The organism is Streptomyces sp. NPDC046261 (assembly GCF_040646235.1).
Classification (GTDB): domain Bacteria; phylum Actinomycetota; class Actinomycetes; order Streptomycetales; family Streptomycetaceae; genus Streptomyces.
This window is the reverse complement of the sequence record NZ_JBEYZU010000001.1, coordinates 827496-848262: the sequence shown is the minus strand read 5'-3', so window position 1 is coordinate 848262 and position 20767 is coordinate 827496. Positions and strand designations below refer to the sequence as shown.

The 20767-nt window shown below is 72.0% G+C and carries 20 protein-coding genes, 1 pseudogene and 1 riboswitch; of the genes and pseudogenes, 1 reads left to right on the top strand and 20 read right to left on the bottom strand.

Translation table 11 applies throughout. The features are described from left to right. Positions 1–53: 53 nt before the first annotated feature. The 9 genes from ABZ956_RS03920 to rpsB form a co-directional block, all read right to left on the bottom strand. Positions 54–1076 carry an ABC transporter ATP-binding protein gene (locus tag ABZ956_RS03920; RefSeq protein WP_361886396.1) on the bottom strand — a complete coding sequence of 341 codons (1023 nt, stop codon included), beginning with the start codon at positions 1074–1076 and terminating at the stop codon, positions 54–56. Next, positions 1077–2690 carry an iron ABC transporter permease gene (locus tag ABZ956_RS03915; RefSeq protein WP_361886393.1) on the bottom strand — a complete coding sequence of 538 codons (1614 nt, stop codon included), beginning with the start codon at positions 2688–2690 and terminating at the stop codon, positions 1077–1079. It lies immediately after the preceding gene. A gap of 95 nt (positions 2691–2785) precedes the next feature. After that, positions 2786–3877 (bottom strand): thiamine ABC transporter substrate-binding protein, encoded by a 1092-nt coding sequence (locus tag ABZ956_RS03910; RefSeq protein ID WP_361886390.1) that lies wholly within the window; start codon positions 3875–3877, stop codon positions 2786–2788. Then, positions 3873–3978, bottom strand: a riboswitch (TPP riboswitch). Its footprint overlaps the gene before it by 5 nt. Positions 3979–4010: 32 nt before the next feature. Further along, positions 4011–5120, bottom strand: a complete 1110-nt coding sequence (gene rlmN / locus ABZ956_RS03905) for a 23S rRNA (adenine(2503)-C(2))-methyltransferase RlmN (RefSeq protein ID WP_361886387.1) — start codon at positions 5118–5120, stop codon at positions 4011–4013. Between the two features lie 185 nt (positions 5121–5305). Continuing rightward, positions 5306–6385: a phosphatidate cytidylyltransferase gene (locus ABZ956_RS03900; protein ID WP_361886384.1), complete on the bottom strand. Its 1080-nt coding sequence runs from the start codon at positions 6383–6385 to the stop codon at positions 5306–5308. Further along, positions 6385–6942 (bottom strand): ribosome recycling factor, encoded by a 558-nt coding sequence (gene frr / locus ABZ956_RS03895; protein WP_361886382.1) that lies wholly within the window; start codon positions 6940–6942, stop codon positions 6385–6387. The genes ABZ956_RS03900 and frr overlap by 1 nt, the downstream gene beginning before the upstream one ends. A gap of 167 nt (positions 6943–7109) precedes the next feature. Continuing rightward, a complete protein-coding gene (gene pyrH, locus ABZ956_RS03890; protein ID WP_361886379.1) occupies positions 7110–7889 on the bottom strand; it encodes a UMP kinase in 780 nt (259 codons plus the stop codon). 159 nt (positions 7890–8048) lie between these two features. Continuing rightward, a complete protein-coding gene (gene tsf, locus ABZ956_RS03885) occupies positions 8049–8885 on the bottom strand; it encodes a translation elongation factor Ts (RefSeq protein ID WP_361886377.1) in 837 nt (278 codons plus the stop codon). Positions 8886–9059: 174 nt separating this feature from the next. Then, a complete protein-coding gene (gene rpsB / locus ABZ956_RS03880; RefSeq protein ID WP_361886374.1) occupies positions 9060–9938 on the bottom strand; it encodes a 30S ribosomal protein S2 in 879 nt (292 codons plus the stop codon). 312 nt (positions 9939–10250) lie between these two features. Between rpsB and ABZ956_RS03875 the strand changes: the two are divergent. Continuing rightward, positions 10251–10838, top strand: a pseudogene (locus ABZ956_RS03875) (M23 family metallopeptidase); the annotation flags it as partial. A gap of 21 nt (positions 10839–10859) precedes the next feature. Here ABZ956_RS03875 and ABZ956_RS03870 read toward each other — a convergent pair. The 11 genes from ABZ956_RS03870 to lepB (ABZ956_RS03820) form a co-directional block, all read right to left on the bottom strand. Then, positions 10860–11399 (bottom strand): helix-turn-helix domain-containing protein, encoded by a 540-nt coding sequence (locus tag ABZ956_RS03870; RefSeq protein WP_361886709.1) that lies wholly within the window; start codon positions 11397–11399, stop codon positions 10860–10862. 123 nt (positions 11400–11522) lie between these two features. Beyond that, on the bottom strand, positions 11523–12359 hold the full coding sequence (gene whiG / locus ABZ956_RS03865; protein WP_361886371.1) for an RNA polymerase sigma factor WhiG: 837 nt from the start codon (positions 12357–12359) through the stop codon (positions 11523–11525). A gap of 255 nt (positions 12360–12614) precedes the next feature. After that, on the bottom strand, positions 12615–13802 hold the full coding sequence (gene dprA, locus ABZ956_RS03860; protein ID WP_361886368.1) for a DNA-processing protein DprA: 1188 nt from the start codon (positions 13800–13802) through the stop codon (positions 12615–12617). Continuing rightward, positions 13799–15487 (bottom strand): ATP-binding protein, encoded by a 1689-nt coding sequence (locus ABZ956_RS03855; RefSeq protein ID WP_361886365.1) that lies wholly within the window; start codon positions 15485–15487, stop codon positions 13799–13801. Before ABZ956_RS03855 ends, dprA begins: the two co-directional genes overlap by 4 nt. Beyond that, on the bottom strand, positions 15487–15846 hold the full coding sequence (locus ABZ956_RS03850) for a YraN family protein (RefSeq protein WP_361886362.1): 360 nt from the start codon (positions 15844–15846) through the stop codon (positions 15487–15489). Before ABZ956_RS03850 ends, ABZ956_RS03855 begins: the two co-directional genes overlap by 1 nt. Before the next feature lie 214 nt (positions 15847–16060). Continuing rightward, entirely contained in the window at positions 16061–16369 is a 309-nt protein-coding gene (locus tag ABZ956_RS03845) for a DUF2469 domain-containing protein (protein ID WP_071965846.1), read from the bottom strand. A gap of 39 nt (positions 16370–16408) precedes the next feature. Next, entirely contained in the window at positions 16409–16915 is a 507-nt protein-coding gene (locus ABZ956_RS03840; protein WP_361886359.1) for an NUDIX hydrolase, read from the bottom strand. Then, complete coding sequence (gene lepB, locus ABZ956_RS03835; RefSeq protein WP_361886356.1) at positions 16908–17648, bottom strand: signal peptidase I; 741 nt, start codon at positions 17646–17648, stop codon at positions 16908–16910. Before lepB (ABZ956_RS03835) ends, ABZ956_RS03840 begins: the two co-directional genes overlap by 8 nt. Before the next feature lie 117 nt (positions 17649–17765). Next, positions 17766–18782 carry a signal peptidase I gene (gene lepB, locus ABZ956_RS03830; protein WP_361886702.1) on the bottom strand — a complete coding sequence of 339 codons (1017 nt, stop codon included), beginning with the start codon at positions 18780–18782 and terminating at the stop codon, positions 17766–17768. Then, positions 18721–19908, bottom strand: a complete 1188-nt coding sequence (lepB, locus tag ABZ956_RS03825; protein ID WP_361886354.1) for a signal peptidase I — start codon at positions 19906–19908, stop codon at positions 18721–18723. Before lepB (ABZ956_RS03825) ends, lepB (ABZ956_RS03830) begins: the two co-directional genes overlap by 62 nt. Beyond that, complete coding sequence (gene lepB, locus ABZ956_RS03820; RefSeq protein WP_361886351.1) at positions 19901–20734, bottom strand: signal peptidase I; 834 nt, start codon at positions 20732–20734, stop codon at positions 19901–19903. Before lepB (ABZ956_RS03820) ends, lepB (ABZ956_RS03825) begins: the two co-directional genes overlap by 8 nt. Positions 20735–20767 lie beyond the last annotated feature (33 nt).

Sequence of the window (20767 nt, the reverse complement as noted above, 5' to 3'; positions counted from 1 at the left end):
GATTGAGGACCGGGGGTCCGGGGGCGGAGCCCCCGGTTACGGGAAGGGGCGGGTCAGGGGAGAACAGCGACCTCGTCCACCACGAAGACCGCACCCACCCGGTCACCCACCCCCGGCGCCCCCGCGAGCGCGCACGCCGCCTCGAGCTCGGGGCCGGCCTCCGGCCGGAGCCGCACGATCACGTGGTCCCCCCGGAACGTCCGGGCCTCCACCACACACGCCAGACCCTCCTTCGGCGCCGTCAGGCGAACCCCCGCCGGCCGCACCAGCACCCGGCACTCCCCCTCCGGCGTACCTCCCGGCACCGGCAGCTTCCCCCACACGGTCTCCGCGCAGCCGCCGCGCACGGTCGCCCCGACCACATTGTCGAAGCCCAGGAAGCGCGCCACGAACTCCGACGCCGGCCGCTGCCAGACCTCCAGGGGCGTGCCGGCCTGGGCGATCCGCCCGTCGCGCATCACCACCACCCGGTCCGCGAGGGCGAACGCCTCGCCCTGGTCGTGGGTGACCGCCAGCACCGTCGTCCCCAGCCGGCCGAACAGCGACCGCAGCTCCACCACGAGCCGCTCCCGCAGGCCCCGGTCCAGCTGCCCCAGCGGCTCGTCCAGCATCAGCAGCCGCGGCTCGGGGGCCAGCGCCCGCGCCAGGGCGACGCGCTGCTGCTCACCGCCCGACAGCTGGCCGACCGACCGCTTCTGCGCGCCCGGCAGGCCCACCAGGTCCAGCAGCTCACCCACCCGGCGCGCCGCCTCCGCCCGCCCCGTGCCGCGCATGCGCAGGCCGAAGGCGACGTTGCCGGCCACGTCCCGCTGCGGGAAGAGCTGGTGGTCCTGGAACATCAGGCCCACGCCGCGCCGGTGCGTGGGCACCCCGGCCTGGTCCTTGCCCGCCAGGGACACCCGCCCGGCGTCCGCCCGCTGCAGCCCGGCCACCACCCGCAGGAGCGTGGACTTGCCGCTGCCGCTCGGCCCGAGCACACAGACGATCTCGTGCTCGGCGACGGCGAGGTCGACGGCGTCCAGGGCGGGCCGCCCGCCGAAGCCGACGGTCACCCCTTCGAGTCGTAGCAAGGACACCTAGAACTCTCCCGTACGGTCGGTGCGGATGCGCTCCAGTACCAGCAGCGCCACCGCGCACACCAGCATCAGGATCGTGCTGAGGGCCATCGCCTGGCCGTAATTGAGCTCGCCGGGCCGGCCGAGCAGCCGGGCCACGGCCACCGGAAGGGTGGGGCTGTCGGGCCGGGCGATGAAGACGGTGGCCCCGAACTCGCCCAGCGACACGGCGAACGCGAAGCCCGCCGCCACCGCGAGCGCCCGCCCGACCAGGGGCAGGTCCACCTCGCGCCACGCCCGCAGCGGCGAGGCCCCGAGCACGGCGGCCGCCTCCCGCAGCCGGGCGTCCACCGCGCGCAGCACCGGCAGGACGGTCCGTACGACGAAGGGCACGCCCACCAGGGCCTGGGCCAACGGCACCAGGATCCATGAGGTGCGCAGGTCCAGCGGAGGCTCGTCCAGCGCGATCAGGAAGCCGAAGCCGACGGTCACGGCGGAGGTGCCCAGCGGCAGCATCAGCAGCGCGTCGAAGCCCCGCACGAGCCGGCCCTCGCGCCGGGTGAGCGCCGCCGCGGCGAGCCCGCCCACCACCACCGCGATGCCGGTGGCGGCCAGCGCGTAGGCCAGGGAGTTGCCGATCGCCTCCCAGGGGGCGACGACGAACGTACCGTCGCTCTCGCCGGCCGAGGCCAGGGCGCGGTAGAAGGCAGGGCCGTAGCCGTCGGGCCCGTCGAAGGAGCGCAGGACGAGCACCACGAGCGGTACGAGCACGAGCAGCGCGACGACGGCCAGGACGGACCACAGCAGCGCCCACTGGGCGGCGCCCTGCGGGCGGCGGGCGGTGCGGGAGGCGTCCACCAGCCGCAGCGTCGCCTCCCGCCGCCGCACGGTCCAGGCGTGCACGCCCAGCAGCGCGGCCACGGCGGCGAACTGCACGAGGGTGAGGACGGCGGCCGTGGGCAGGTCCAGCAGCTGCGCGGTCTGCTGGTAGATCTCCACTTCGAGGGTGGCGTAGTGCGGTCCGCCGAGGATCTGGACGACGCCGAAGGAGGTGAAGGTGAACAGGAAGACCATCAGGGCGGCGGCCGCCACGGCCGGGCCCAGCGCGGGCAGGGTCACCCGCCGCCAGGCGGCGAGGCGGCCGGCGCCCAGGACGCGCGCCGCCTCCTCCTGGCGCGGGTCGAGCTGGGCCCACAGGCCGCCGACGGTGCGGACGACGACGGCGTAGTTGAAGAAGACGTGGGCGAGGAGGATCGCCCAGACCGTGGTGTCCAGCCGCACCCCCCACAGCTCGTCCAGCAGCCCCCCGCGTCCCAGCAGCGCCAGGAACGCCGAGCCGACCACGACGGTCGGCAGCACGAAGGGGACGGTGACCACGGCCCGCAGCAGCTGCTTGCCGGGGAAGTCGAAGCGCGCGAAGACGTACGCGCCGGGGAGCGCGAGCAGCAGCGTGAGGGCCGTGGATGCGACGGCCTGCCAGGTGGTGAACCACAGGACGTCGCCGATGCGGGGATCGGTGACGACCTCGCCGATGCGGGCGAACTGCCACTGGCCGCCGGATCGCAGGCCCCGGGAGACGATCGCGGCGACGGGGTAGGCGAAGAAGAGCCCGAAGAAGGCGAGCGGCACGGCCATCAGACCGAGCCGCGTCGCCGTCCGCCGGGGACCGCCCGGCAGGGGGGCCTGCCGGGCCGTGGCTCCGGAACCTGCCGCGGGGACCGCTTCGGGACCTACTTCAGGACGAGCGAGGACCATTCCTTGACCCACTGGTCGCGGTTCTTGGCGATCTTCTCGGGCGCGAGCGTCTCGGGCTTGTCGATCCGCGCGCCGTACTTGGTGAAGACCTCGGGCAGCCTGGCGTCCTGGTTGGCCGGCTTGACGAACATCTGGAGGGGCATGTCCTCCTGGAACGTCCTGCTCAGCAGGAAGTCGATCAGGGCCTTGCCGCCCTCGGTGTTCTTGGCGCCCTTGAGCAGGCCCGCGAACTCGATCTGCCGGAAGCAGGTGCCCGTCGCCACCCCGGTCGGCCCCTCCTCGGGCGCCGGCTTCACGCCGAGGACCTCGGCGGGCGGGCTGGAGGCGTAGGAGACGACCAGGGGCTTGTCGCCCTTGGCCTTCCGGCCGGCGGCGGAGCCGGAGAAGCGGTCGTTGTAGGCCTGCTCCCAGCCGTCGACGACCTCGACGCCGTTGTCCTTGAGCTTCTTCCAGTAGTCCTTCCAGCCGTCGTCGCCGTACTTGGCGACGGTGGCGAGCTGGAAGGCCAGACCGGGCGAGGAGGTCGCGGCGTTCTCGGTGACCAGGAGGTTCTTGTACTCCGGCTTGATCAGGTCGTCGAAGGACCGCGGCGGGGCCAGCTTGTGGTCCGCGAAGTAGGCGCGGTCGTAGTTGACGCAGATGTCGCCGGTGTCGACGGGCGTGACCCGGTGCTCGGCGGCGTCGGCCTGGAGCTCCTTCGGGACGCGGTCCAGGCCCTTGGCCTCGTACGGCGTGAACAGGCCGTTGTCGAGCGCGCGGGAGAGCAAGGTGTTGTCGACGCCGAAGAAGACGTCGCCCTGCGGGTGGCTCTTGGAGAGGATCGCCTGGTTGACGGCCCGGCCGGCGTCACCGCTCTTGAGGACCTTGACGGTGTAGCCGGTCTGCTCGGTGAACGCCTTCAGCACGGCGTCGGAGGCGAGGAACGAATCGTGCGAGACGAGGGTGACCGTCTTGCTCTTCGACCCGTCGGAGCCCTTGTCGTCCGATCCGCCGCAGGCGGCCAGCGCGGGCAGGCCGAGCGCGGCGACGGCGGCCGCGCCGAGGGCACGCCGAAGGTTGGTGTTCATGGTGGTGCTGACTCCCTACGCCGGTATGACCCGGATCAGGTCCGAGGGTCTGCGGGCTGTGCCGCACTCTCAGCGCTTGCTGCGCTCCCCTGTCGGATTGTTCATTTGTACGAGCTGATGCAGAGGGACAGTATCAGCGCTCGGTGGCGGCCAGCTGGCCGCACGCCCCGTCGATCTCCTGGCCGCGTGTGTCCCGCACGGTCACGGGCACGCCGTGGGCCGCGATCGCCTCGACGAAGGCCCGCTCGTCCTCCGGCCGGGACGCCGTCCACTTCGAGCCGGGGGTGGGGTTGAGCGGGATGAGGTTGACGTGCACCCGCTTGCCCTTGAGGAGCCTGCCGAGCAGGTCACCGCGCCACGCCTGGTCGTTGATGTCGCGGATCAGGGCGTACTCGATGGAGATGCGGCGGCCGGACTTCTCCGCGTACTCCCAGGCGGCGTCGAGGACCTCGCGGACCTTCCAGCGGGTGTTGACCGGCACGAGGGTGTCGCGCAGCTCGTCGTCCGGCGCGTGCAGCGAGACGGCGAGCCGGCACTTGAAGCCCTCGTCGGCGAAGCGGTGCATCGCCGGGACCAGGCCCACCGTGGAGACGGTGATGCCGCGCTGGGACAGGCCCAGGCCGTCGGGCTCGGGGTCGGTGAGCCGGCGGATGGCACCGACGACGCGCTTGTAGTTCGCCAGCGGCTCGCCCATGCCCATGAAGACGATGTTGGACAGGCGCGCGGGGCCGCCGGGGACCTCGCCGTCGCGCAGGGCGCGCATGCCGTCGACGATCTGGTGCACGATCTCGGCCGTCGACAGGTTGCGGTCCAGGCCCGCCTGGCCGGTGGCGCAGAACGGGCAGTTCATGCCGCAGCCCGCCTGGGAGCTGATGCACATGGTGACCCGGTCGGGGTAGCGCATCAGCACGGACTCGACGAGCTTGCCGTCGTGCAGGCGCCACAGGGTCTTGCGGGTGGTGTCGCTGTCGCACGAGATGTGCCGCACGACGCTCATCAGGTCCGGCAGCAGCTCGCCCGCGAGCTTCTCGCGGGCGGCGGCCGGGATGTCCGTCCAGGACGCCGGGTCGTGCGCGTACCGGGCGAAGTAGTGCTGGGAGAGCTGCTTGGCGCGGAACGGCTTCTCGCCGATCGCGGCGACGGCCTCGCGGCGCTCGGCGGGGGTGAGGTCGGCAAGGTGCCGCGGGGGCAGCTTGGCCCCGCGGGGGGCGACGAACGTCAGTTCTCCAGGCGCGGGGGCCATGAGCGAAAACTCCTCATTGCGACGAGAGCGGATGATCTCCGCGATCGCGGAGCCAGCGGCAGGACATGCCGGAACCCGGAGGTTTCTGAAGGGGGCACCCCCGCGTGCGCGGGGCCGGAAAAGGGCCCGCCGCGCAGCGACGAGCCCTTCCAGGGTACCTGGCCCGCTCCCGGGCCCTGATCGATCTAGGCGGAGCCCACGAACACCACCATCAGCAGCCACACCACCGGCGCCGTCGGCAGCAGCGAGTCCAGCCGGTCCATGATCCCTCCGTGGCCGGGCAGCAGGGCGCCCATGTCCTTGATGCCCAGGTCCCGCTTGATCATCGACTCGCCGAGATCGCCCAGGGTGGCGCTGACGGCGACCGCGAGGCCGAGCAGCAGCCCCTCCCACCACACGCCGTCGTCGATCAGGAAGTGCATGCACAGGGCGCCCGCCACCATCGCGAACGCCACGGCGCCGAGGAGTCCCTCACGGGTCTTGCCGGGGCTGATGCGCGGGGCGAGCTTGTGCTTGCCGAACCGCCAGCCCACCGCGTAGGCCCCGGTGTCGCTGACGACCGTCAGGATGAGGAAGGTCAGCACCCGCCAGGCGCCGTCCTCCGCCGCGAGCATCAGCGCCACGAAGGTGGCGAGGAACGGCACGTAGAACGCCGCGAAGATGCCGGCGGTGACGTCCTTGAGGTAGTCGTCCGGCGGCTCGGTCATCCGCCACACCAGCACGGCGAGCGCGGTGAAGGCCATGGCCACCCACGCGCCCTCGGGGCCGTTGACATAGCCCGCGACGGTCATCGCGGCGCCGCCGATGGCCAGCGGCACCAGGGGTGCCCTGATGGCCTTGCGCTCGGCGAGCCGGGAGGTCAGCTCCCACAGCCCGACCACCACGGCGAGAACGATCACGCCGAGGAAGACGGGCTTGTAGATGAACAGGGAGGCGAGGATCACCGCGCCGAGGCCGACCCCGACCCCTATCGCGGCACGCAGATCCCGGCCCGCGCTCTTCTTCGCCTTCGCCCCCTGAGGGGAGGCAGGCTCCTGCGGCCGGATGTCGGGCTCCTGTTCATCGCGGAACAGGGGGCCACCGATGTGGGCGGCCCCCTGCTCACGGTCGGCTCCGTCGTCCTGGTATCCGCCTGCTCCGGGCACAATGGGCATGGGCCGAGTCTGCGCCGCGACGCCCGCGTCGTGCAGGGGACCCGCCGGGGCGGGTCCCTGGTCGGTGGACCCCCAGGCGCGTGGCGGGGCTCCCCAGGATGCGTCGTTCATCAGACCTCGAGCAGCTCGGCTTCCTTGTGCTTGAGCAGCTCGTCCACCTGCGCGACGTACTTCGCGGTGGTGTCGTCGAGCTCCTTCTCGGCGCGGCGGACCTCGTCCTCGCCGGACTCCTTGTCCTTGACCAGCTTGTCGAGCTGGTCCTTGGCCTTGCGGCGGATGGAGCGGATCGAGACCTTGGCGTCCTCGGCCTTGGTCTTGGCGACCTTGACGTACTCCTTGCGACGCTGCTCGGTCAGCTCCGGGAACGTCACCCGGATGATGTTGCCGTCGTTGCTCGGGTTGACGCCGAGGTCCGAGTCGCGGATCGCCTGCTCGATGTTGCGCAGCGCGGTCTTGTCGAACGGCGTGACCACGGCCATGCGCGGCTCGGGCACCGAGAACGACGCCAGCTGGTTGATGGGCGTCAGCGCACCGTAGTAGTCCGCCACGATCTTGTTGAACATCGCCGGGTGCGCACGCCCGGTGCGGATCGCCGCGAAGTCCTCCTTGGCGACCACAACGGCCTTCTCCATCTTCTCCTCGGCCTCGAGGAGGATCTCTTCGATCACCACTTGCTCCTGGTGTTATCAGTAAGCAGAGCCTCGCCCCTGCGCGCGTCTTCTCCTGCACGGTGTCCGACCGGCAGGCAGTTGTCCATCCCCGTGCCGTGGTCTTCCCACGGCACGGAGTTGCCGCCCGTGCCCCTTCGGTGCGCGGTACGGGCGGCGGTGCGGGCTCAGGCCCGCGTGGCCTGGTCGCTCACGAGCGTGCCGATCTTCTCACCCTTCACCGCACGCGCGATGTTGCCCTCGGCCAGCAGCTCGAAGACCAGGATCGGCAGCTTGTTGTCCATGCACAGGCTGATGGCGGTGGCGTCGGCGACCTTGAGGCCGCGGGCGAGCACCTCGCTGTACTCCAGCGCGTCGAACTTCACCGCGTCGGGGTTCTTCTTGGGGTCGGAGTCGTAGACCCCGTCGACGCCGTTCTTGCCCATGAGGATCGCCTCGGCGTGGACCTCGAGGGCGCGCTGGGCAGCGGTGGTGTCGGTGGAGAAGTAGGGCATGCCCATGCCCGCGCCGAAGATCACGACGCGGCCCTTCTCCAGGTGGCGCACGGCGCGCAGCGGGATGAACGGCTCGGCGACCTGGCCCATGGTGATGCCGGTCTGGACCCGCGTCTCGACGCCTTCCTTGGCCAGGAAGTCCTGGAGGGCGAGGCTGTTCATCACGGTGCCGAGCATGCCCATGTAGTCCGAGCGGGCCCGGTCCATGCCGCGCTGCTGAAGCTCGGCGCCGCGGAAGAAGTTGCCGCCGCCGATGACCACGGCGATCTCGTAGCCCTCGCGGACCACGGCCGCGATCTCGCGGGCGATGGCGTGCACGACGTCGGGGTCGACGCCCAGTCCGCCGCCACCGGCGAAGGCCTCACCTGACAGTTTCAGCAGGAACCGACGGGGCTTGCCCTGGTCGGCGCTCTTGTCGTCGGCGGCCTGCTTGGTGTCCGCGCCCTGGTTCATTGGAGTTCTCCTCGTGCACATACGAAGAAGGCCATTGCCGGATGGATCCTTTCGGTTCCTGTGCGGCAATGGCCTCCTCGTCACATCAGCGGCCGGCCGGTGGACGGTCGGCTGCATACGACCCTAGCGGGTCGCGGGTCATTCGCTGTCCTGCGAGGCTCAGGCGCCGACGCGGATGCGGGCGAAGCGCTTCAGCGTGACACCGGCCTCGTCCAGGATCTTCTGGACGGTCTTCTTGTTGTCCTTGGCGAACGCCTGGTCCAGCAGGACGCTCTCCTTGAAGAAGCCGGTGACGCGACCCTCGACGATCTTCGGCAGGGCGGCCTCGGGCTTGCCCTCCTCGCGAGCGGTGGCCTCGGCGACGCGGCGCTCGTTCTCGACGACGTCGGCCGGGATCTCCTCGCGGGAGAGGAACTTCGGCGCGAACGCGGCGATGTGCTGCGCGACGTCCTTGGCGACCTCGGCGTTCTCCTTGTCCAGCTCGACCAGGACGCCGACCTGCGGGGGCAGGTCCGCGGCGGTGCGGTGCATGTACGCGGAGACGTAGCCGTCGGCGAACTGCGCGAAGCGGTCGACGACGATCTTCTCACCGAGGGTGGCGTTGGCCTCGTCCACGAACGCCTGGACGGTCTTGCCGGCCTCGATCTCGGACGCCATCAGGGCCTCGACGTCGGCGGGGGCGCTCTTGGCCACGTGGGCGGCCAGGGCCTCGGCGACGGCGATGAACTTCTCGCCCTTGGCGACGAAGTCCGTCTCGCACTTCAGCTCGACGATGACACCGGAGGTGTTGTCCTCGGCGATGACGGAGACGACGGCACCGTTCTCGGTGGTGCGGCTCTCGCGCTTGGCCACGCCCTTCAGGCCCTTGACGCGGACGATCTCGACGGCCTTCTCGAGGTTGCCCTCGGCCTCGTCGAGCGCCTTCTTGCAGTCCATCATGCCGGCGCCCGTGAGCTCGCGGAGCTTCTTGACGTCAGCGGCGGTGAAGTTCGCCATCCTTCAATCCTTCTTCTGCACTACGCCCTGCCAGGGCCTTCGGGCGTCACTGGCAAGGCTGGTCCGTCTTGAGGTCACCACACCTGGCGGTCCCCGTCCCGCTGACGGGGTCCGACAGTGGATCCACCAACCGACGGCGGGAGCTCACGCCCCCGCCGTCGGTACGGCAGGACGTCAGGCCTGCTCGGCGTCCGCGGCCGGCTTCTCGGCCTCGGCGGCCGGGGCCTCGGCGGCCGGGGCCTCGGCAGCGGCCTCGGCCGGCTTCTCGTCGGCCTTCTTCTCGCCCTCGAGCAGGTCGCGCTCCCACTCGGCCAGCGGCTCGCCGGCGGCCTTGTCGGCCTTCGCGTCACCGGTGGCGGCACCGGAGCGGGCGATGAGGCCCTCGGCGACGGCGTCGGCGATCACACGGGTGAGCAGCGTGACGGAGCGGATGGCGTCGTCGTTGCCCGGGATCTTGTAGTCGACCTCGTCGGGGTCGCAGTTGGTGTCGAGGATCGCGACGACGGGGATGCGCAGCTTGCGCGCCTCACCGACGGCGATGTGCTCCTTCTTGGTGTCCACGATCCAGACGGCGCTGGGCACCTTCTGCATCTCGCGGATACCGCCGAGGGTCTTCTCGAGCTTGGCCTTCTCGCGGGAGAGGACCAGGAGCTCCTTCTTGGTGAGGCCGGAGGCGGCCACATCCTCGAAGTCGATGAGCTCGAGCTCCTTCAGGCGCTGCAGGCGCTTGTAGACGGTCGAGAAGTTGGTGAGCATGCCGCCCAGCCAGCGCTGGTTGACGTAGGGCATGCCGACACGGGTCGCCTGCTCGGCGATGGCCTCCTGGGCCTGCTTCTTCGTACCGACGAACATGATGGAGCCGCCGTGCGCGACGGTCTCCTTGACGAACTCGTAGGCGCGGTCGATGTACGACAGCGACTGGAGCAGGTCGATGATGTAGATGCCGTTGCGCTCCGTGAAGATGAAACGCTTCATCTTCGGGTTCCAACGACGGGTCTGGTGACCGAAGTGGACGCCGCTCTCCAGCAGCTCCCGCATCGTGACGACGGCCATGGCCGCGCTCCTTGCATACTCGGTTACACGACGGCCGGGCGGCCGCCGCTCCTGACGCCCCGACGCGCCTGCCGTGGACGGAGCCCTTGCGAGAGCCGTTCCATGGACCGAGAGACACGGCCACCGTGCTGCCCGAGAGGGTCTGACGCGCCGGTGGCGGGGCGTGCGAAGTCGACCCGGTGACCCGGATCGCCATGAGAAGTGTACGGGACCGGAGAAGGCCCGGGTGACGGCGTTGTCCACAACCGGCGAGTAGTCCACAGATCCGGGTCAAGATCCCCGCGATCGGGCGATCACGGCCAGGGTGACGCCATGCGACGACCGCGTACGACCGTGCGAGCACTCCTGCTCTGGATGCTGCCCCTGCTCATCACATGGTTCACATGCGCCCCTGCCGTATCAGGGCCGCCCGCGCCGCCGGGGCCGGCGCGCGAGGGGCCCGCGGTGCCGGGCGCCGACCGCGCCTGGCCGGTCGGGGGAGCGCGGGGCGCCCGGCCCCTGGTCCTGCGCGCCTGGGAGCCGCCTCCGGCGCCCTGGGCGGCGGGCCACCGCGGGGTGGATCTGGCGGCCCGGCCGGGCGCCCCGGTGCGGGCCGCCGCCCCGGGGACGGTCTCCTTCGCGGGCACGGTCGCCGGGCGCGGGGTGGTCTCCGTCGAGCTGGCCGGCACGGGCGACCCGCCGCTGCGCACGACGTACGAGCCTGTGCGGGCCACGGTGCGCGAGGGCCGGGCCGTGGCGGCGGGTGAGGTGGTGGGGGTGCTGGAGGCCGGGGCGGCCCACTGCGCGGCGGGGTGTCTGCACTGGGGGCTGCGGCGCGGTGCCGGCTATCTGGACCCGCTGAGTCTGCTGCCGCCGTGGATGCTGCGCCGTCCGCCCTCGCGGCTGCTGCCGCTGTCCGGGCCGCTCGGCGCGATGGCGGTGTCAGCCGCGCACGCCGCCCAGGGCCATGGCGACCGCCGCCTCCGTGATCCGCTCGGGCTCCTCCGCCGCGCCGAGCTCGATGCGGCGCACGGCGGCGTCCACGACGCCCTGCAGCAGCATCGCCGTCAGGCGCGGCTGGTCGTGGCCCAGGGCCATGAGAGCGTCCCCGACCATGGTCACCAGGCCGCCGTGCGCGGCGCGGATCTTCTCGCGGGCGCCGGCGTCCAGCTCGCCGGCGGAGATGGCGACGACGGCGCGGTGGCGGCGGTCGCCGACGAGCGCCAGCTGCTGCCGCACATACGCCTCGATCTTCCCCTCCGGCGTGTCGGCGCGCTCCATGGCCGCCTCGACCTCCGCCGCCCAGACGGGGAAGTCGACGGCGCACAGCTCCTCCACCACGGCGGCCCGGGAGCGGAAGTACTCATAGACCGAGGACCGCGCGAGTCCCGTGCGCTCGGCGAGGGCGGGGAAGGTCAGGGCCTCCGTTCCGCCTTCGGACAGCAGGGAGCGGGCGGCGTCCAGCAGGGCGCCGCGCTGCATCGTCCGGTGCTCGGCCACTGAGGCCGCTCGAATCCTGGGCACGGTCCCACTTTACGGACAGGCCCTGCCGGGGACGACGCAGGAGGGACGATTCAGCAGACATTCGGCGGACACCGCCACGGCTTAGCGGCCCACGTCGGCGAGCTTGGCCCTGAGCTGGAGGACCGACTTGGTGTGGATCTGGCTGACCCTGCTCTCCGTGACGCCGAGGACGTGGCCGATCTCGGCGAGGGTGAGGCCCTCGTAGTAGTAGAGGGTGACCACGGTCTTCTCCCGCTCGGGGAGGGTGTTGATGGCCCGGGCGAGGAGTCTGCGCAGCTCGTGGTCCTCGGCGACCTCGACGGGGTCGTCGGCCGCGGTGTCCTCGAGGGTGTCCATCAGGCTCAGCCGGTCGCCGCCCTCGCCGCCCACGTGCAGCAGCTCTTCCAGCGCCACCACGTTGGCCAGCGACAACTGGCTGAAGACGGCGTGCAGTTCGTCGAGGCCGACCCCCATCTCGGCGGCCACCTCCGCCTCGGTGGGCGTCCGGCGCAGCTCGGCCTCGAGGGTGGCGTAGGCACGCTCCACAGCGCGCGCCTTCTGCCGGACCGAGCGCGGGATCCAGTCCAGCGCCCTCAGTTCGTCGATCATCGCGCCCCGGATGCGGGTGATCGCATAGGTCTCGAACTTGATGGAGCGGGCGGGGTCGAACTTCTCGATGGCGTCGATGAGGCCGAAGATGCCGGAGGAGACGAAGTCGGCCTGCTCGACATTGGGCGGCAGCCCGACGCTGACGCGCCCCGCCACGTACTTCACCAGGGGTGAGTAGTGGAGGATCAACTGTTCCCGCAGCCGGTCGTCGCCCGAGGCCTTGTACGACCGCCACAGCTCATCGAGCGTCGAGGGTGCGGGAGGGCGCACGGCGCCGCGCGCTGCGGGCGGTGCCGCCGCGCGGTCGGACCCGGAGGTGTGCTGGGGCATGCGTCGTCTTGAGCCGTTCTGCTGTGGACGTGGATCGGGTGGTACGAATGGATGGATTCCGTGAGCGTAGCGTGACCGCGACGCTGCGGTGAGCGAGGAGACCCCTTCGATATACACGGATACTTTCCGCGGGGCGGACACCTTCCGCGGGCCGCTTCCGCGTGACGGCCACTGGGGGTGCCCGCCGGCCGCACGGAGCCCGCCGTATCGGCCGCCGCGGTCACCGCCTTAACCCTTTCACCCGATCACCCCAGGTCAAGCACCGCCTCGCCGCACAGGGGGGCGCCGTCCGGGGGGCTTGGGGGTGCCGGATGTTGACGCGGCGTCAGCCAACTGCCAGCGATCGCCCAGCCGTTCCACGAACCCCAGCGCCTGGAGTTCGTACAGACGGGCGAGCGTGTGCTCCCTGCCCATCCCGGCGTCGCGGGCGATGAGGCCGAGGTCCCCGCCACCGCGTCCCGGCACCGCCTCCAGTGCCCGCGCGGCCCCGGCGTCCAGCAGGTCCCGGGCCACGACCGGCCCGCGCCGCGGCGGGGCGAGCTCCCCCATGCTGCCGACCAGCTCGACGATCTCGTCCGCATCGGTCACCAGACACGCACCCTCCCGCAGCAGTTCATGCACCCCCGACGAGAGCCCGGAGGTCACCGGCCCGGGCACGCCCATCGTCTGCCGGCCCAGCTCGCGCGCCCGGCGCGCCGTGACGAGCGATCCACTGCGGTACTGCGCCTCCACCACCACCGTCCCGCGCGTCAGGGCCGCGATGACTCGGTTGCGCAGCACGAAGCGGCTGCGTGTGGGGTGCCCGCCGGGCGGCAACTCCGCGAGGATCAGCCCCTGTTCCGCGATGCGCCCGATCAACTCGGCATGGCCGCGCGGATAGGGCACGTCGATCCCCGAGGCCAGCACGGCCACCGTCGCCCCGCCCGCGGCCAGCGCCCCCCGGTGGGCCGCGCCGTCCACCCCGTACGCCGCGCCGGATACGACCACCCAGCCGCGTTCGGCGAGCCCCGAGCCGAGGAGCGCGGCGACGCGGGAGCCGTAGTCGGTGCAGGCCCGGGCACCCACCACGGCGACGGACCGCAGCGCCCACAGCCGTACGTTCGGGCTGCCCCGCACCCACAGGCCGACGGGCCGGGCGTCGCCCAGGTCGTCGAGCTGCCCGGGCCACTCGGCATCCCCCGGGCACAGGAAGCGTCCGCCGAGCCGGGCGACGGTCGCGAGGTCGCCGCCGGGGTCGAGGGTCCGGGCCCGGGCCCGGCACCCTGCCAGCCGGTCCTCCCCGGCCCCCTCGGGCGGCGGCCCCGCCCCCGTCAGCCCGCGCACCAGCCCCACGGCCCCCATCCGCCCCAGCCAGCGGCCGACACTCTCGTCCCCCGGCTCGGTCAGCCGCGTGAGCGCCGCCCGCGCCAGCCGCTCCTCCTCGCTCACTCCCCCGCCCGTCACCCGCGCTCCCCCACCGCGACCGGAACAGGCACCGGGGAAGCCACCGGGGAGGGGACGGCGGCCTGCCGGGGGACGGGCAGCGGGGCGCCCCTGGCGATGCCGGTGCGCAGCTCCAGGGCCAGCGCCACGTCGGCGGCGTCGGGGCGGTCGTGTCCGGCGAGGTCAGCGAGGGTCCAGGAGACCCGCAGCACCCGGTCCAGCCCACGGGCCGTCAGCAGGCCGCGCTCCAGGTCGCGCTCGGCGGCGGCGAGCGCTCCGGGCGCGGCCCGCCAGCGGGTGCGCAGCTCGTGACCGGGCACCTCGCTGTTCGCGGTCCAGGGCGTGCCCGCCAGCCGTGCGGCGGCCCGCTCCCGGGCCCGGGCGACGCGCTCGGCGACCGCCGCCGTCGTCTCGCCCCGGCCGCCCTGGCCCATGAGGTCGGCCCGCTGGACGGATTCGACCTCCACCCTCAGGTCCACCCGGTCCAGTAAGGGACCCGAGAGCCGGGCCTGATATCTGCGGATCACCGACGCCGGGCATTCGCAGCCCGCCCCGCGCAGGGTGTGCCGCCCGCAGGGGCAGGGGTTGGCGGCGAGGACCATCAGGAATCTCGCCGGCAGCCGCACCACGCCGGCGGTGCGGGCCACCACCACATGGCCCGACTCCAGCGGCTGGCGCAGCGCGTCCAGGGCCTTGGTGCTGAATTCAGGTGCTTCATCCAGAAAGAGGATTCCGCGGTGGGCGAGCGAGACCGCCCCGGGTCTGGGCAGGCCGTTGCCGCCGCCGACCAGGGACTGCATCGTCGCGGAGTGGTGCGGCGCGCAGTAGGGGGCGGTCGCGACCAACGGCTGGCCCGGGGGCAGCATGCCGGCCACCGAATGGACCGCGGTCACCTCGAGGGACTCCTGGCGGCTGAGCGGCGGGAGGATGGCCGGCAGCCGCTCCGCCAGCATGGTCTTGCCCGCGCCCGGCGGCCCGGACAGCAGCAGGTGGTGGCGCCCGGCGGCGGCGACCTCCAGGGCGAGCCGCGCGGTGTGCTGCCCCGCCACGTCGGCGAGGTCGGGCCCGCTGCCCGCTCCCGTGGCCCTGGCATCCGTGGCCAGGCCGCTGCCCACGCCCGCGCCGGGCACCATCAGGCCGGCCAGCATGGCGTCGGGGCGCCCCTCCTCGGGTGGTTCCTCCTGCGGGACGGGGGCGTCGGTGAGCAGGGCGATGAACTGGCTCAGGCTGCGCACCCCGAGCACCGAGACGCCGGGCACCAGGGCGGCCTCCGCCGCGGTCTGTTCGGGCACGACGACCTGCTGATAGCCGGCGTCGGCGGCGGCGAGGACGGCCGGGAGGACGCCCCGCACCGGCCGGACCCTGCCGTCCAGGCCCAGCTCGCCGATCATCACCAGGTCGGCGATGGCCGCGGGGTCGACGCACTCGGCGGCGCCGAGGACGGCGACGGCCACCGCGAGGTCGAACCCCGAACCGCTCTTGGGCACCGACGCCGGGCTCAGCCCCACGGTCAGCTTCTTCTGCGGCCACTGGGCCCCGGAGTTCACCACCGCGGCGCGCACCCGGTCCCGGCTCTCGACCAGGCTCTTGTCGGGCAGCCCCACCAGCGTGAAGGCGGCCACCCCCGGCTCGAGGTCCGCCTGGACCTCGACCACCACCCCTTCGACCCCGACCAGGGTCACCGAGCACGTACGGGCGAAGCCCATCAGGCCACCCCCTTGACGTGCTCGACGACGGGCGCGCCGCGGTCGGGCACCACCACACCCACCACATCGATGCGCACGCCGCCCGGCGGCGCCCCGCCGTGCCGCGTCAGCCAGTGGCCGGCGAGCAGCCGCAGCCGGTCGGCCTTGCCGGCCCGGACCGCCGCCATGGGATGTTCGTACGACCCCTGTCTCCGGGTCTTGACCTCACAGATGACCAGGACGTCGCCGTCCAGCGCCACGACGTCGATCTCGCCCGCCCGGCACCGCCAGTTGCGGGCCAGCACGCTCATCCCGGCCTCGGTCAGCCGCCGTACCGCCAGGTTCTCCCCGTAGCGGCCCAGTCCCCCTCGGGCGTTCATCGCCACCACCTCCGGGGCCGACTATGGCCCCGGAACCGACCGCTATGGGATCTTGGTGGACAACCGACCGGATGTGGACAACCTCGTCACCCACACGTGCAACGCCAGGCGCATACGCCCGCGAGGACACCGCTCAGACGCTCAGACGCCCGGAATCCCAGAAACCCGGAAGCCCGGAAACCCGGGAGACCGGAAGACCGGAAAGCCACACCCCTCACGTCCCCGGAAGGTCCAGGTCGCTCTTGTTGAGCTCCTCGATGTTCACGTCCTTGAACGTGAGCACCCGCACCTGCTTCACGAAGCGCGCGGGCCGGTACATGTCCCACACCCACGCGTCGGCCATCGAGACCTCGAAGAAGACCTCGCCCTGGACGGAGTGCACCTGCATCTCGTAGTCGTTCGTGAGATAGAAGCGCCGCTCGGTCTCGATCACATATTTGAACAGACCGACGACGTCGCGGTACTCCCGGTAGAGCTTCAGCTCCATCTCGGTCTCGTACTTTTCGAGGTCCTCGGCGCTCATGGCATGTTCCCCTTCAGCCGTGCGTCCCCCCATTGTGCGTCAGGCGCGCTCAGTCTCCAGGAGCACCGGCGTACTCGGGGGTCCCTCGTCGAGCAGCGTACGCAGCAGCTCGGCGAGTCTGGTCGGATACACCGTCTCACGGGCGGCGAACAGTTCTTCGCAGGTCCACCAACGCAGTCCCGTGACACTGCGCCGCTCCAGCTCCGTCTCGCCCCCGGTCCAGGCGGGCGTCTGCTCGGTACGGGCGAGGTAATACCGTTCGTCCTGGTCCCAGCGCCGCCCGTCGAAGGGGAAGGAGCAGGTCCGCGTCCACAGCACCGGGCCCAGCTCGATGTCCGTGATCCCGGTCTCCTCCGCCAGCTCCCGGCGCGCCGCCTCCTCCCAGCTCTCGCCGCCCTCCAGCCCGCCGCCCGGGGTGAACCACCACGTCAGCGACGGGTCGCCGGGCTCGAAGCCATGCATGAGCAGCACGCGGTCGGCGGGGTCGAGCAGGATCACCCGCGCGGCCCGGCGCAGGCCGCCCTCGCTCGCACAGGGGTCAGCCATGGGGCACCTCCGCCTTCCCGCGGCCCGCGAGCCGCCGCGCCAGCGGCCCGTACGCCGCACCTCCCAGGATGAGCACCGCACCCACGACGGCGCACGTCACGATCAGCGGCAGCGGCCCGGGCCGGGACGTACCGCCGGGCAGGGCGGCGAACGAACCGGGCGGCTCGAACATGCCCCAGTCGGACAGCGGCCAGGCCGTGGCGTCCACGCGCGCCCGTACCGCGGAGCGCGGCACCGTGCCCTGGCCGCCGTCGGTCATATGGGTGCGGGAGTCCACCGAGGCGGTGCGGTGGTCGCCCAGGAGGAAGAGCCGGTCCGGGGGCACGGTGGCGGAGAAGCCGCTGGGCGAGGCCGGGCCGGGGCCCCGGAGGTAGGGCTCGTCGACGGCCTGACCGTTGATCGTCAGCCGGCCCTGCCGGTCGCAGCACTCGATCGTGTCGCCGCCGATGCCGACGACCCGCTTGATCATCGGGGAGTTTCCCCAGACGCGGTCCTCGAAGACGACGATGTCCCCGCGCCGCACCTCGCCGCCCTGTATGCGCTGGGCGAGTATCCGGTCGCCGCGCCCGATGGTGGGCGCCATGGAGTCGGTCGGGACGGTGAAGGGGCGGTACAGGAACGCGGCCCAGGCGAAGGAGCCGAGGAAGAGCACACAACCGACGGCCACGGCCAGCCCGGACAGTACTCTGCCCGCGCGGCCGTGGCCGTCGTCGTCACGCTCTCTGTCGCCCATGTCCGTCCCCCGCGCCGCGTCAGGATCCACAGGGCACGGACCGCACCCATATGGAAGATCGGATTCCGAATGCCCGGAGGCACGGAATCGCACACTACCCGGCGGTAGGGACGTCAGTCAGCCCCTCGGCACGGCCTTCGTCTCCAGGGCGCGCCGGCCGCGGCTGCGGCGCCAGAGCACCAGCGGCACCGCGCCCGCGAGCCCGAGCGCGGGCGGCGCCACGGCGGCCGCCGCGCTCAGCCCCTGCTGGTCGAAGGTGGACGGCACCGGCAGCGTGGACCAGCGGTTCACCGGCCAGGCGACGACAATCGCACGTCCGACGACCTCGTCCTCGGAGACCGTGCCCTGGAACCTGTCGAGGTCCTGGTGGTAGCGCGAGTCGAGGGAGTCCTGGCGGTGGTCGCCCATCACCCAGATCCGGCCGTCCGGAACCTTGATCGGCCCGAAGGGCTTGTCACCGCAGGGCGTGTTGCCCGGGAAGATGTACGGCTCGTTCAGCGCCTTGCCGTTGACCGTCACCGGTTCGTTGTTGCCCTTGCACTCCACCGTGTCGCCGCCGACCGCGATGACCCGCTTGATCAGGTCCTTCTCCTCGGCGGAGGGCATCAGACCGATGAAGCTGAGCACCTTCTGGACGGCGCCGGCCACCGGCCCCTGGTCGGCGGTGGCGCTCTCGCCCAGCCAGCCGCCCGGATCGTGGAAGACCACGACCTCGCCGCGCTCGGGTTTCGACCCGAACCACGGCGTCAGCTTGTCCACCAGCACCCGGTCACCGCGCTGGAGGGTGTTCTGCATCGACTCGGAGGGAATCGAGAACGCCTGCACCAGGAACGTCTTGATGAGCAGCGCGAGCAGCAGGGCGATGCCGACGAGGATCGGCAGTTCCTTCCAGAAGGATCGTTGCTTCTTCGGCTCGTTCCTGCGCGGCTCCGCCTCGCCCGCGCCCCCGGCGCCCGCCTCGGGCGTCACGGGCGCGGCGCCCGGTTCCGCGCCGGCGGGTCCGTCGGTCGCCTGGGACCTGGCCTCCTCGGGCGCGACGCCTGCGGACTCTCCGGACGACTGCCCGAGCTGCTCATCCGTCCGCCCGGGCCGCTTCTCGGGCTCTCCGTGACCGGAACGCGCGCCGACCGCCAAATCCCCCACATCCACTCCTTACTCCACGCTGCCGCCTGTCGCACAAAAGACGCAGGCCCACCACTCCCATAACGAGCGGGAGTTCCGCAGGGGTCGGGAGCCGGATCAACCCTTCTTGATCCGTGGAGGACACACTATGCGGCGAAGCGTCCGCTCGCGTCCCCGTCCGCGGCGCGTCCCGCACCGAAGCGAAGGGGTCCGGTTCCGACAGCCGCTTCCAGTGCCCCACCGGCCACGCGACGACCACCGCACGCCCCACCACCAGGTCTTCCGCGATCGTGCCCTGCCCCGGCTCGTCCAGGTGATAGCGCGAGTCCGCGGAGTCCGAGCGGTGGTCCCCCATCACGAAAAGCCGGCCGGCCGGCACCTTCACCTCGAACTTCAGCTGCGAGGGCGGATTGCCCGGATGGACGTACGGCTCGATCAGGGGTGTCCCGTTGACCATGATCCTGCCGTCGTTGTCACAGCACTTGACCGTATCCCCGCCGGTACCGACCACACGTTTGATCAGGTCCTGCTCGTCGGCCGAGGGCAACAGGCCGATGAAGGCCAGCAGCTGCTTCGCCTGTTTGATCCCCACCGGGTCCCGGCCCGTGTACGACTGCTCCCCGTCCAGCCAGCCGCCCGGGTCCTTGAAGACCACCACATCGCCCCGCTGCGGCCGGGTCCCGAACCACGGCGTCAGCTTGTCCACCAGCACCCGGTCGCCGATCTGGATGGTCTGTTCCATCGAGCCCGAGGGGATGACGAACGCCTGCACGAGAAAGGTCTTGAGCACCAGGGCGATCAGCAGGGCGACGCCTATGAGGATCGGCACCTCCTTGGCCGCCGACCGGCGCCGCCGTCGCCGCTTGATCCGCAGTGCCGCCTTCCGCCGGGCCGCCCGGCCACCGGGCGGGGGCGGCGACGCCGGGCCCGCCCCGGACCGCCCGCGACCGCCGACCGGAGCCGTACCGGCGACGGAATTGGCGTCCGTGGTCGGCGCGGAGGCACCCGCGTCCGTTCGGATCCGCGCACCCGCGCCCGTCCCCGCATGGGCACCCGCACCCCCCGTACGGGCATGGGCACCGGCGCCCGTGCGGGCCTGCGTGCCCGCCCGCGCTTCCGTACGCCCCCGGCTACCCATGCGGGCCGCCGCCGAGGTGCCCCCCGCCCGCACCCTGGCCCGGATCGCCAGGGTCCGGTACGTCGGCGAAGGCGTCCGGACGCTTCAGCGCGGTCATCCGGCCCAGTGGCCAGCCGATCCAGTCGGCGCGCCCGATGACGTGGTCCAGCGGGACGGTGCCACCCCCGGGCTCGCCCAAGTGGTCACGGGAGTCACGGGAGTCACTGCGATGGTCACCCATGACCCATAGCTTGCCCTCCGGCACCACGATGTCGAACGGCACTTGGGAAGGTTCGTCCCCCGGGAAGAGATAGTCCTCCAGCACCGGCCGGCCGTTGACCTCCAGCCTCCCGCGCTTGTCACAGCACCGGACGCGGTCGCCGCCGGTGCCCACCACGCGCTTGATGTAGTCGGTCGCCGCCGGCCGCATCAGGCCGACGGACGAGGCGCCCGCGCGCACCAGCGCGGCCACCGGGTTCTCGGCCGGCCTGGTCTGGACGAACGAGTCGGTGCCGTCGAAGACGATCACATCGCCACGGCGCGGCTCGCCGCCGAAGCGGTAGGCGAGCTTGTTGACCAGCACCCGGTCGCCGATCTGAAAGGTGCTCTTCATCGATCCGCTGGGGATCAGAAAGGGCTGCACAACGTAGCTGCTGACCAGAAGCAGGAAGACCAAACAGACGATCAGCAACAGCCCGGCCCGGCGCAGTGGGCCGCCCCCGGCCAGCCACCGCCGCGCACGGGCGGGAAAACGCGCGGAGCGCGACCACTGTCCCGCCCCCTCGTCGGGGTTGGGAGAGCGGTCGCGCTCCGGAAGCTGTGCGAGCTGTGCGTCGTCGGTGTCCATCGGGCCGAAAGCCTATCCGGCCGGTCCCGGACG